Consider the following 11,246-nt stretch of genomic DNA (forward strand, 5'->3'; position numbering starts at 1 on the left):
TCGGTGGCTGGGGCGGCACCGCGCGCATCGAGTGGCCCGAGCGTGGGGTGGCGTTGAGCTTGGAGATGCTGGACTTCGACGCCAGCGCGCCCGCGGATGCTCGCTGCTGCCTCGTCTACCGCCCACCCCAAGGCGACGCCTTCTGCTTCGAGCCGATCACGCATCCGATCGATGCGTTCCACATGCCGGGGCGGCCGGGGTTGAGGGCGTTGGGGAAGGACGGGGTGGCGGCGTTGAAGATGCGGTGGCGGTGGACTCCACACTGACTTGCTCGGCGTCCCTGTCTTTGCGCTTCGCGCGCTGCACCTGAAGTCATCCGACTTTCCCTGCCCCGCGCGCCTGAGAAGTTCGCAGGGAAGCCATGGCCCGGCTCCAGTTGTCCAGGCCTTCCTCCACCGATGGCGGGATGACGGTTTTGAAGCGCTGAGAAGTCTTCAGAAAGACCATGTAGAGCAGCGCAAGGGGAAGCAAGTGCACGTAAAACGCCAGCGAGGCGGCGGGCGGCTCTATGCGCCCCATGCCAAACAAGAAGACAAGAAAGCTGGCGGCGATGAGCAAGTGGAAGGCGTCCGCGATGGGATCATTGGCTTCCTGGGTTGGCACCCACCTTCGCGCTTCGTAAATCAAGGACTCAAACCCTGTCACGCCGAGTTCCTTCTCGATGCCAACGACGATGTAAGCCGCTGTGCTGCCAATCGCTGCCCGGTGAGCCGTCATCAGACGCATCGTGACGATCAGGAGTATCGAAGGAAAGAGCGCCACATAGGCAAGCTGCCAGCCGCCTTTGACGTCTGCGGTGAACAGGAAGTTGGCTGACCCGGTCAGCAGCGTCGTTGCGACGGCGATGGCTGCAATGGTGAAGGTGGTCATCCGTTTCTGCGTTTCAAGGATGAAGGCCTTATGCACCTTGAACTCTTCGAGCAGAAACAAGACCTTCGTAGACGGATGCCCACCGCTCGGTCCTGCCATTGGTGCGGTGTCGTCAAGCTCGAGATTCCTCAGCTCTTCCATGGGTGGTGGCCGATCAGGCGCGCGACGGGAGCGTATGACCATACGGGAGACGCAGGATACTGCGCCGTGCACTGCACGGCCTATCCATGCGCTTGAACGCCACACGCCCGCCGGCAAGGCGCGACCGCGGGTGACCGTCAGGCCTCCTGAAAAGCCACCTCGCGCTTGCCGCGCACCGCGGGCAGGGCCACCAGCGCCACCAGAATGGCCGCCGCGATCAGCAGCCCGGCCGACAGCGGACGCTCTGCGAAGGTGCCCCAGTCGCCGCGCGACAGCAGCAGCGCGCGGCGCAGGTTCTCTTCCATCATCGGCCCCAGGATGAAGCCCAGCAGCAGCGGTGCCGGCTCGCACTGCAGCAGGTAGAACAGGTAGCCCAGCACCGCGAACAGCGCCACCATGTACACGTCGAAGGTGTTGTTGTTGACCGAGTACACGCCGATGCAGCAGAACACCCCGATGGCCGGGAACAGGAAGCGGTAGGGCACGGTGAGCAGCCGGATCCAGATGCCGATCAGCGGCAGGTTCAGGATCACCAGCATCAGGTTGCCGATCCACATGCTGGCGATCAGGCCCCAGAACAGATCGGGGTTGCTGGTCATGACCTGCGGGCCGGGCTGGATGCCCTTGATGGTCATCGCGCCCACCATCAGCGCCATCACCGCATTGGGCGGAATGCCCAGCGTCAGCATCGGGATGAAGCTGGTCTGCGCCCCGGCGTTGTTGGCCGATTCAGGCCCTGCCACGCCCTGGATGGCGCCCTTGCCGAAGCGTTCGGGCGTGCCGGAGATCTTCTTTTCGAGGGTGTACGAAGCGAACGACGACAGCAGCGAGCCGCCGCCCGGCAGCACGCCCAGCAGCGAGCCCAGCGCGGTGCCGCGCAGCACCGCGGGCGCGGCGAGCTTGAAGTCTTCCTTGGTCAGCCAGAGGCCCTTGACCTCCTTGGTGAAGACCTCGCGCTGCTCGGCCGGGCGGCTGAGGTTGGCCACGATCTCGGCGAAGCCGAACAGGCCCATGGCCAGTGCCACCACGTTCACGCCGTCGGTGAGTTCAGGGATCTCGAAGCTGTAGCGCGGCACGCCCGAGATCACGTCGGTGTTGATTTGACCGATGAGCAGCCCCAGCAGAATCATGGCGATGGCCTTGAGCAGCGAGCCCGAGGCCAGCACCACCGCACCCACCAGGCCCAGCACCATCAGCGCAAAGTATTCGGCCGGTCCGAACTTGAAAGCCAGCTCGGTCAGGGGCGGCGCAAAGGCGGCGATGACCAGTGTGGCCACGGTGCCCGCGAAGAACGAGCCCAGGCCTGCGGTGGCCAGGGCTGCGCCGGCCCGGCCCTGGCGGGCCATCTGATAGCCGTCCAGTGCCGTCACCACCGATGCCGATTCGCCAGGCACGTTGATCAGGATGGCGGTGGTGGAGCCGCCGTACTGCGAGCCGTAGTAGATGCCCGCCAGCATCACCAGCGCGGGCGTGGCGTCCAGCGCATAGATGCTGGGCAGCAGCATCGCGATGGTGGTCACCGAGCCCAGGCCCGGCAGCACGCCGATCAACGTGCCCAGCAGGCAGCCGACGAAGGCGTACAGCAGGTTCTGCATCGTCAGCGCCGTTTCCAGGCCCAGCGCCAGGTTGGTCAGCATGTCCATGGCGTGCTCCCGTCAGCCGATGAAGGAGGGCCACACCGGCAGCGTCAGCGCCAGGCCCTTGATGAAGACGAGCCACGAACCCAGCGTGAGCACCGCGCTGCTGATCAGCACGTCGCGCCAGGAGAACTGGTCGCCGGCGGCGCTGATGATGGCGATGAGGATGGGCAGGGCCAGCACCAGGCCCAGCGTGGGCAGCGTGATGGCGAACGACAGGATGGCCAGCACCACGATGGGCAGCGGGCGCTTGGACGTGCGGCTGAACTGCTGGTGGGGTTCACGTCGGGTGGCCATGCCGCGCGCCAGGATGACGGCGCCCATCAGCGCCAGCAGGATGCCCAGGCCGAAGGGAAAGTAGCCGGGGCCCGGCCGTGCGGCCGAGCCGAACGAGTACGACAGTGCGCCCGACGAGAAGCACACGCCGGCCACTGTGAACAGCGTGCCGGCCACCAGGTCTTTCGTGAGTCTGAACTGCATGACGTTCCCCAGGCAATGCCCGAATACATTTGGGCAAATGTATTGGTGATGCCGCTGGACGCCAATACGTAGTTCCACAGGGGAACCAGGTTGGGCTACATCTCGCTGAGCGGGCGGCGGCTGCTGCCTTCTTCGATGGCCAGTTCGGCCAGCAGGCGGTCCAGGTCCTGCTGCAGGCGGCGCAGGCTGGCTTCGTCCATCCGGCGCAGCGCCTCTGGCAGCACGCCGGCAAAGGGACCCGGTGCCTTGCGCAGGACGCGCGCGCCCGCGGGCAGCAGGTTCAGCTGCACTGCACGGCGATCGCTGCCTTCGCGGCTGGCGGCGATCAGCTCACGTTCGATCAGGCCCTTCACCAGGTTGCTGGCGGTCGATTGCTGGATGTCCAGCGCCCGTGCCAGGTCGCTGATACCGATGCCCGGCCGGTCGCGCACATGGTTGAGCGCCCACAACTGCGCACCACCCAGGCCCACCTGCTTTTCGACCTGCGCGAAGTGGCTGCGGACCGCAGCGAACACCTGCCGGAACTGCCGCAGCACCTGGGCTGCCGGATCGTCTTGAGTGACACCCTGCGCCGGGGTGTCCGGCCCCGGGCCGAGCTTGCGTGTTGCCATGCGGGGATGATAAGCAGAGCTGCCTGACCCGCCGCGCGCCCGAAGTGGCACCGCACGCGCCTGACGACCGGTCGGTCAACCCACCCCATCCATCCCCCACAACGCCGTGCCTTCCGCCACCCGCCCCAACAGCTGCGGCAAGGTGGCCTCGTCGGCCATCAACGACCCCCAGGCGGTGTGAGAGAGCCCCGGCAACGCCGGCAGCGCGGCCAGCGCCGTGGGTGTGCTGTGCAGCAGGTGGGTCAGCGCATCGGCCACATGCACGATGGCGCTGAGCGAGGCCGTGCCGTCGGCGTCGGGCCCGGCCGGCTGGTGGTGGCGGGCAATGGCTTCGGCGGTGGTGTCCGGCAGGTGCCAGTGGCGGGCGATGGTGGCGCCGACGGCAGCGTGGGTGCTGCCCAGCAGCTGTTGTTCGGCCTGGCTCAGGCTCAGGCCCTGGGTCTGGCTCAGCTGGCGTGCCTGCGCTGCCGCTTGCGGCGCGAACAAGGCCATCACCAGTTGGCCCACGTCGTGCAGCAGGCCGGCGACGAAGGCTTCTTCGGCGTCTTGCCGGCCCAGCGGGGCCAGCTCGCGGGCGGCGGTGGCGGTGGCCACCGCATGGGCGCGGTACAGCGCCAGGTCGAAGCCTTCGGGCTGCAGCGGCAGCAGCATCTGCTGCACCGAGACCGCGGCCACGACGGAGGCCACCGGCCGCAGGCCCAGCAGGCGCACCGCGTCGCCCACGCTGCCCACGCGGCCGGCCACGCCGTAGAAGGGCGAGTTGGCCAGGCGCAGCAGGCGGGCGGCCAGGCCGGGTTCATGTTCGATGGCATCGATGCAGTCGCCGGCGGCCACGCTGTCGCGGCCCAGGGCGCGCATCACCGCGGCCATGGCCTTGGGCAGGGCGGGCAGTTCGGCCAGCCGGCGGGCAAAGGCGTCGGCCGTGGCTTCGGCGCCCAGCCCGCCGGCCGCGGGCTGCAAGGCGGGGGTGGGCAGGGTGTGCATGGTGGTCAGGCTTGCGCGTGGCGCAGCATCAGCAGGCAGCCGTCGTCCACCGGGTAGGGCGCCACGCGGCTGCGCCAGGCCTGGTAGTGGCGGCCGCCGTGCATCACCGGGTGGTGGCTTTCGCGGTCGGGCGGCACGCTGGCCAGCAGCGCGGCCAGCGCGGGGTCGGGCGGGCCGCCCAGGTCGGCCACCCACAGCGGAAACATCGTCACCGCGCAGCGGTTGGCATACACCAGGTGGCCGGTGGCATCGAAGCCCAGCACCGCCATCGGCACCAGGTCCACCATGTCGTGGGCGCGGCCGGCGGCGGTCTGCATCGCGCGCAGCGAATCGTGCTCGCGCCGCACCGCATGTTCCAGCCGGCGGTTGGCAGCCGCCAGGCCGGTATTGGCCACCGACACCTCGTGGGTCAGGCGCTCGTTTTCTTCCACCAGTTCACGCTGTCGGAAGGCCTGGGCGATGTGCTCGCGCAGGCGCTGGTCGTCCCAGGGCTTGGTGAGGAACTTGTACACCGCGCCTTCGTTGACGGCATCGATGATGGACTGCAGGTCGGTGTAGCCCGACAGCGTCATGCGCACCGTGGCCGGTGCCAGCTCCTTGGCGCGGCCCAGGAATTCCACGCCCGTCATGCCCGGCATGCGCTGGTCGCTGACGATCACGTCCACCGGCTCGCGCTGCAGGATCTCCAGCCCCGCGGCGCCAGAGTTGGCGGTCAGCACCTTGTAGCCGTCGCGCCGCACCAGCCGCCGCAGGGCCGAGAGGATGTGCTCCTCGTCGTCCACCAGCAGCAGCGTGCGCTCATGCCGGCGGCGCTGAATCAGCTCCTGCGGCAGCGCGCGGCAGCTTTGCAGCAGCTCCTTGAAAGCCTCGGCCGACAGCGGCGGGCTGAAGGCCGGGCCTTGCATGCGGTCGCAGCCATGGCGGCCCAGCAGGCGGATCTGCTCGGCCGTGTGCACGCCATCGGCCAGTACCCGCAGGTGCAGCCCATGCGCCAGCTGAATGACCGATCGGCTCACCGACGCACTGCTGTCTGCCGCGCCGATGTCGTCGATGAAGCTGCGGTCGATCTTCAGCACGTCCAGCGGCAGCGCGCGCAGCCGCGCCAGGCTGGAGCAGCCGGTGCCATAGTGGGCCAGCGCCACTTCCACGCCATCGGCATGCAGTGGCCGCAGCGCATCGGCCACGCGGTCGCCATGCTGTTGCAGCAGGTCTTCGGTGATCTCCAGGCCCAGCGCGCTGGCGGGCAGGCCGCCGACTTGCAGCGCGGCCTGCACCTCGGCGGTCAGGTCGCCATCGCTCCACTGCTGCGGTGCCAGCGCAATGGCGATGCGCCCGGGCTGCAGGCCCTCTGCCCGCCAGGCGGCGGCCTGGGCGCAGGCGGCGCGCAGCAGGCGCCGGCCGCGCTCGCGGATGAGTGCATCGGGGCCTTCGGTGGCTGGCAGTTCGGCGGGTGGCGTGCGCGGGGCGCCGGGCATGCAGCACTGCAGCAGCACCTCGGCGCCGATGACCTGGCCGGTGGCCAGGCACACCTGGGGTTGGTAGAGCAGGGTCTCGGACTTCATGCTTGAACACCTACAGCCGGCAGGCCGGGTTCGGCATCCCAGGCCGGTGGCCGGTCGCCCGCGGCCAGCGATTGCGGCCCCTGCACCGGCACCCATACGCGGAAGGCCGAGCCCTGGCCGGGCTGCGACCGCACCTGGATCTCGCCGCCGTGCTTCTGCACGATGGAAAACGACAGCGACAGGCCCAGCCCCGTGCCCTTGCCCACCTCCTTGGTGGTGAAGAAGGGCTCGAAGATGCGCCGGCGCACCTCGTCGGGCATGCCGCAGCCGCTGTCGGTCACCTGCACCCAGGCCCAGGGGCCTTCGGTGCCCGAGGCCAGCCGGATGACGCCGCGATCAGGCAGCGCATGCACCGCATTGACGATGAGGTTCATGAACACCTGGTTGAGCTGCGCCGCCAGGCAGGTGACGGGCGGCAACGGGCCCAGGGCCTTGAGCACTTCGGCCTTGTACTTGACCTCGTGCCGCACCACGTTGAGCGTGGATTCGAGGCCCAGATTGAGGTCGGCTTCCTGCCAGTCGGCCTGGTCCACGCGCGAGAAGTCCTTGAGGTCCTGCACGATCTTCTTGACCCGGCCCAGCCCGTCGGCCGATTCGTCCAGCAGCTGCGGCAGGTCGGCGCGCAGGTAGTCCAGTTCGGTGGCTTCGCGCTGGCGGGCCAGGGCCTGCTGCGCGCTGGCCACGCCGGGCTGCGCGGCCACGGCCTCGTGCGCGTCGCACAAGGCCAGCAGATCGTCCACGTACTGCCGCAGCGTGTTGAGGTTGGAGCTGACGAAGCCGATCGGGTTGTTGATCTCATGCGCCACGCCGGCCGCCAGCTGGCCGATGGACGCCATCTTGTCCTGCTGCAGCAGCTGGTTCTGCGCCTCGGCCAGGCGGCGGTTGGTCAGCTGCAGTTCTTCGAAGCGGGCCTGCAGCTGCTGCTGCGCCAGGCGGATTTCGGTGCGGTCCTGCAGCATCCACCAGGTGCCGTGGTGGGCGTCTTCATGGTCGGCGACGTGGGCATCGATCTGCATCCAGATCGGGTGGCCGTCGGCATGGCGCATCCACATCTCGTGGTGCAGCGGCTCGCCGCGCGACAGCACGGCCTTGGCACGCTGGGCCAGCGCCTGTTCGTCCTGCGGGCTCAGGTGGCAGCGGCTGGCCGGCATGCCGATCATCTCGGCCTCGGCATAGCCGAAGATGCGGGCCATGCCGGGGTTGACGCGGCGGATGGTGGCATCACCCAGGTAGGCCACGCCCACTGGCGCATTGGCCACGAAGCGTTCCAGCTCGCGCGCGGTGGCGGCCAGCTCGGCGCTGCGGCGCTGCACCAGCTGTTCCAGCTCGTGCCGGGTGGCGCAGCAGTTCTTCCTGCGTGCGGCGGCGGTCGCTCACGTCCTGCAAGGTTTCGATGGCGCCGATGACCTGGCCCTCGGCATCGCGCAGCGGCGCGGCGGTGAGGTACAGCCAGGCGCCATGCGTGCCGAAGTCGGGGAAAAACGCCTCGGCCTCCAGCCCGCCGGGGATGATGGCCGACACCTTGGCCCGCCCTTCGTACAGCTGGGCCAGCTGCTCGGGCCCGGCGCCATCGACGATCAGGTCGGCCAGCATTGGCCGCTGCTGCGCGAAGAAGGCGCGCCACGCATCGCAGGTGCCCATCACGGTGCTGCGCGGCAGGCCGGTCATGCGTTCGCAGGCGGTGTTCCAGTGCGTCACGCGGTGGCCGCTGTCGATCACCATCGAGGCGATGGGCGCGCCATCGACGATCTGCCGCAGCATGCCGGCCATCGCGAACATCGTGCGCTGCGCATGTTCGATGTCGGTCTGGTCCAGGCAGGTGGCCAGCACGGCCGGGCCATAGGGCCGCTGGGTGCGGCGCAGGTGCAGCTCCACCGGGCGGGCAGTGCCGTCCTGGCTCAGCAGCCGCGCGGGCAGGGCAGGCGGCTCGGTGTCCTGCGCCTCGCAGGCCTGCCACACGGCCTGCAGCGCGGGCTGGTCTTCTTCGCACACCAGCGCATGGAAGGGCCGGCCCAGCAGCTCGGCCGCGCTGCGGCCCACCAGCCGGCACAAGGCCGCATTGGTGGCCACGATGGCGCCGCCGGCCTGCAGCACGGCGGGCACGGCCAGCACGCCCACCAGCTCGACGTCGGCGGCCATGGCGGCCGGGGTGTCAGGCAGCCTGTTCATGGGGCGGCGGCGGGGCCGGCTCCTGGCGCACGTGCAGCATCAGGCGCAAGCCTTCGCGGTTCGCGAAGTCGCACACCTGACGTACCACGCGCTGGTCGAACACATAGCCGGCGGCCAGCAGGATGGCGCCCTTGGGCGACAGCAGGTCACGCCCCAGCGTCATGCCCGGGCGCAGCTCGCGCACGTCGATCAGCCGGTCGGCATGGGCCAGGGCTTCCTGCGCGTCGATCTCGGCCAGCAGGGCTTCCACCACGCGGGGGTCGTAATGGGTGCCGATGCCGCCGCGCAGCATCTGGCGCGCGCGCTCGGGCGTTTGCCGCTGCTCGGCCAGCGCACCGTGCAACAGGCCGTCGTAGTCGTTCACCGCCGCCACGATGCGGGCGCCCAGGCTGATGGCATCAGCCGCCAGCCCGTCGGGGAAGCCGCGGCCGTCCACGCGCTCATGGTGCTGGCGCACGATGCGGGCCGCGGCCTGCAGCTGGGCCAGCGGCATCAGTGCGGTTTCGCCGTCGGTGGTGTGGCGGTTGTAGCGCAGCTTGTCTTCGGCACTGAGCGTGCTCACCGGCTGGCCCAGCATGCGGTCGGGGAAACCGATCTTGCCCACGTCGTGCAGCAGGCCGCCCAGGTACACGTCGCGGCATTCACGCTCGCCCAGGCCCAGCCGGGCGGCGGTGGCGCGGGCCAGCGTGGCCACGCGGCGGGCATGGCCGGCGCTGCCTTCGCGCATTTCCAGCAGGCCGGAGAACACGTTCACCGTCAGCATGAAGGTGCGGTCCAGGTCCTCGAACGAGGTTTCCAGCATGCGGTTGAGCTGTTCCAGCTCGGCCGTGCGCGCGGCCACGCGCGACTCCAGCAGCCGGTTGGCGGCCTGCAGCGCTTCGTTCTGGCGGGCGGTCAGCGCCAGGAGTTCGGCATGGCGGCGTTCCAGTTCGCGGCGGCTCAGCGCATCGCGCACCGTCAGCAGCAGCTCATGGTCGTCCCAGGGCTTGGTGATGTAGCGGTGGATCTCGCCGCGGTTGATGGCCGCGATGGTGGCGCTGATGTCGGCATAACCGGTCAGCAGCAGGCGGGCCACGCCGGGGTGGCGTTCACGCGCCAGTTCCAGGAAGCGGGCGCCGTCCATCACCGGCATGCGCATGTCCGAGATCACCAGGTCCACCGGCTCGGCGTCCAGCAGGTCCAGCCCCTCGGCGCCCGATTCGGCCTGCAGGCTGCGCCAGCCCTGCAGCCGGAAGAGCCGGCGCAGCGCGCTCAGCACCGAAGGCTCGTCGTCCACCGTCAGGATGGTGTAGTGGCGCGTGTCGTCCGCTTCGGCGCTGGTGGGCCGGGCGGGGGCGACGGTGTCACTGCTCATGGGGGGACGGCGTGGAGACGTCCCTGCAAGATCGGAGGGCGCTGCCTTCGGCTTGAGCAGGGCGGGCGCGGCGCGCGGCCGCTGCGCGCCTTAGTGCGCGGGGTGGCGCAGAACGGGGGCTGCCTGCGTGTAAGTCCCGATGCGTGGGGGCCGCGACAGGCGCACTCAGGCCTGCGCCACTGGCTGGGCGCGCCGCAGCAGCGTGTCCAGGTCGGCATCACCGCGGAAGCCGGCGGCCAGGGCGGCTGGCGTGCGCAACGGTGGAAAGCGGCCGAACAGCGCTTCGATGCGCTCATCGGGCGCCCAGCGGACTTGCGCCTGCGCCGGCACGCCATGCACCCGCGCCACTGCGTCCACCATCTCGGCCAGGCTGAAGTGCAGGGTGGGCGGCGTCAAGGCCCGCGTGGCCGGCCAGGCGGTGGCCGGGGTGCTGGCCGCCTGCAGCAACTGGCTCACCACGCAAGGCAGTGACGAAGCCCAGGTGCGCGCCTGCGGCGAGGTGGGGCAGGTGAAGCGGCGGCCGGCGGCCAGCTCGCGCGGCAGGTCGCTGAGAAAGGCCGACAGCTGGCCGGTGGGCGCCGGCGGCCGCGACAGCACGCCCGGCAGCCGCAAGGACCGGCCGCACACCGCGCCGCGGCGGCTGAAGTCGGCCACCATCAGCTCGCCCAGCACCTTGTGCATGCCGTAGCTCATGACCGGGCGCAGCGGGGTGTCGTCGTCCACCTCGGCGGGCAGCGTGCCGAACACCGCGATGGAGCTGGCGAACACGAATACCGGCACCGGGCCGCCGGCCTGCACCTGGGCCTGGGCTGCTTCCAGCAGCACGGAGGTGGCGTCGATGTTCACGCGCCGGGCCAGCACCGGTTGCTGCTCGGCCAGCCCGCCGGGAATGCTGGCCAGGTGGAACACCAGGTCCACCGGATCGGCGGCCAGGCGCTCGGCCAGCGCGGCCTGCGCTTTGCCATCCGCCAGGTCGCAGGGCCAGGCCTGGCGCTCGGGCGCGGCGGGCAGGTCGGCGATGGCGGGCAGCGCGGCGCCGGGCTGGTCGAGCAGGCTCAGGCGCGTGACCGGCCGCTCGGCCACCAGGGGATGGCGCATCAACTGCCGCGCCAGCGCCTGCCCGATGAAGCCGGCCGCGCCGGTGATCAGCACATGCATGGCGGCCTCAAGCGGTGGTGTGGGCGGCCACCACGCGCTGGTCGATCACGCCGAAGGGGCCGGGCCGGCCATCGTCGAACAGGGCCTGCATGCGCACCCGGTCGCCGAAGCGCATGAAGCCGGTGCGGCTCTCGCCCAGGTCGATCTTCTCGATCACACGGCGTTCGGCGATGCAGGCGCTGCCGGCGCTGCGCGCGGCATTGCTCACCGTGCCCGAGCCGACGATGCAGCCGGCCGTGAGCCTGCGCGTGCGCGCCGCATGGGCGATGAGCTGGCCGAA

11 protein-coding genes and 1 pseudogene are annotated in these 11,246 nt (G+C 70.1%); 1 reads left to right on the forward strand and 11 read right to left on the reverse strand.

The window, feature by feature from the left end:
- Positions 1-266, forward strand: a pseudogene (locus ABNT58_RS23720) (aldose 1-epimerase); the annotation flags it as partial.
- 46 nt (positions 267-312) lie between these two features.
- On the opposite strand, the gene ABNT58_RS23725 reads toward ABNT58_RS23720, so the two are convergent.
- From ABNT58_RS23725 to ABNT58_RS23775, 11 genes are all read right to left on the reverse strand, one after another.
- The gene (locus tag ABNT58_RS23725) at positions 313-1,011 is read right to left on the reverse strand and encodes a hypothetical protein (RefSeq protein WP_348755865.1); all 699 of its coding nucleotides are present in this window, start codon (positions 1,009-1,011) and stop codon (positions 313-315) included.
- A 137-nt stretch (positions 1,012-1,148) separates the two neighbouring features.
- Positions 1,149-2,654, reverse strand: coding sequence for a tripartite tricarboxylate transporter permease (locus tag ABNT58_RS23730; RefSeq protein ID WP_348755866.1), 1,506 nt, complete (start codon positions 2,652-2,654; stop codon positions 1,149-1,151).
- Between the two features lie 12 nt (positions 2,655-2,666).
- Complete coding sequence (locus tag ABNT58_RS23735) at positions 2,667-3,128, reverse strand: tripartite tricarboxylate transporter TctB family protein (protein WP_348755867.1); 462 nt, start codon at positions 3,126-3,128, stop codon at positions 2,667-2,669.
- 95 nt (positions 3,129-3,223) lie between these two features.
- Complete coding sequence (locus ABNT58_RS23740) at positions 3,224-3,739, reverse strand: MarR family winged helix-turn-helix transcriptional regulator (RefSeq protein ID WP_348755868.1); 516 nt, start codon at positions 3,737-3,739, stop codon at positions 3,224-3,226.
- Positions 3,740-3,814: 75 nt separating this feature from the next.
- Positions 3,815-4,723 carry an HDOD domain-containing protein gene (locus tag ABNT58_RS23745; protein WP_348755869.1) on the reverse strand — a complete coding sequence of 303 codons (909 nt, stop codon included), beginning with the start codon at positions 4,721-4,723 and terminating at the stop codon, positions 3,815-3,817.
- 5 nt (positions 4,724-4,728) lie between these two features.
- Complete coding sequence (locus tag ABNT58_RS23750; RefSeq protein WP_348755870.1) at positions 4,729-6,285, reverse strand: EAL domain-containing protein; 1,557 nt, start codon at positions 6,283-6,285, stop codon at positions 4,729-4,731.
- Positions 6,282-7,598, reverse strand: coding sequence for an ATP-binding protein (locus ABNT58_RS23755; protein WP_348755871.1), 1,317 nt, complete (start codon positions 7,596-7,598; stop codon positions 6,282-6,284). Before ABNT58_RS23755 ends, ABNT58_RS23750 begins: the two co-directional genes overlap by 4 nt.
- A complete protein-coding gene (locus tag ABNT58_RS23760) occupies positions 7,507-8,454 on the reverse strand; it encodes a PAS domain S-box protein (protein WP_348755872.1) in 948 nt (315 codons plus the stop codon). Before ABNT58_RS23760 ends, ABNT58_RS23755 begins: the two co-directional genes overlap by 92 nt.
- The gene (locus ABNT58_RS23765; protein WP_348755873.1) at positions 8,438-9,808 is read right to left on the reverse strand and encodes an HD domain-containing phosphohydrolase; all 1,371 of its coding nucleotides are present in this window, start codon (positions 9,806-9,808) and stop codon (positions 8,438-8,440) included. The genes ABNT58_RS23760 and ABNT58_RS23765 overlap by 17 nt, the downstream gene beginning before the upstream one ends.
- 165 nt (positions 9,809-9,973) lie before the next feature.
- Positions 9,974-10,966 (reverse strand): NAD-dependent epimerase/dehydratase family protein, encoded by a 993-nt coding sequence (locus tag ABNT58_RS23770; protein ID WP_348755874.1) that lies wholly within the window; start codon positions 10,964-10,966, stop codon positions 9,974-9,976.
- 7 nt (positions 10,967-10,973) lie between these two features.
- On the reverse strand, positions 10,974-11,246 hold a 273-nt coding region (locus ABNT58_RS23775; protein WP_348755875.1), incomplete at its 5' end, for a fumarylacetoacetate hydrolase family protein.

It is taken from the genome of uncultured Aquincola sp., from assembly GCF_964001545.1.
GTDB lineage: Bacteria > Pseudomonadota > Gammaproteobacteria > Burkholderiales > Burkholderiaceae_C > Aquincola.

What these genes read in the sequence shown, in the direction of transcription:
- ABNT58_RS23765 (WP_348755873.1), bottom strand. Translation starts at nt 9,808, where the DNA reads ATGAGCAGTGACACCGTCGCCCCCGCCCGGCCCACCAGCGCCGAAGCG.
- ABNT58_RS23770 (WP_348755874.1), bottom strand. Translation starts at nt 10,966, where the DNA reads ATGCATGTGCTGATCACCGGCGCGGCCGGCTTCATCGGGCAGGCGCTG.
- ABNT58_RS23760 (WP_348755872.1), bottom strand. Translation starts at nt 8,454, where the DNA reads ATGAACAGGCTGCCTGACACCCCGGCCGCCATGGCCGCCGACGTCGAG.
- ABNT58_RS23725 (WP_348755865.1), bottom strand. Translation starts at nt 1,011, where the DNA reads ATGGAAGAGCTGAGGAATCTCGAGCTTGACGACACCGCACCAATGGCA.
- ABNT58_RS23740 (WP_348755868.1), bottom strand. Translation starts at nt 3,739, where the DNA reads ATGGCAACACGCAAGCTCGGCCCGGGGCCGGACACCCCGGCGCAGGGT.
- ABNT58_RS23730 (WP_348755866.1), bottom strand. Translation starts at nt 2,654, where the DNA reads ATGGACATGCTGACCAACCTGGCGCTGGGCCTGGAAACGGCGCTGACG.
- ABNT58_RS23745 (WP_348755869.1), bottom strand. Translation starts at nt 4,723, where the DNA reads ATGCACACCCTGCCCACCCCCGCCTTGCAGCCCGCGGCCGGCGGGCTG.
- ABNT58_RS23750 (WP_348755870.1), bottom strand. Translation starts at nt 6,285, where the DNA reads ATGAAGTCCGAGACCCTGCTCTACCAACCCCAGGTGTGCCTGGCCACC.
- ABNT58_RS23735 (WP_348755867.1), bottom strand. Translation starts at nt 3,128, where the DNA reads ATGCAGTTCAGACTCACGAAAGACCTGGTGGCCGGCACGCTGTTCACA.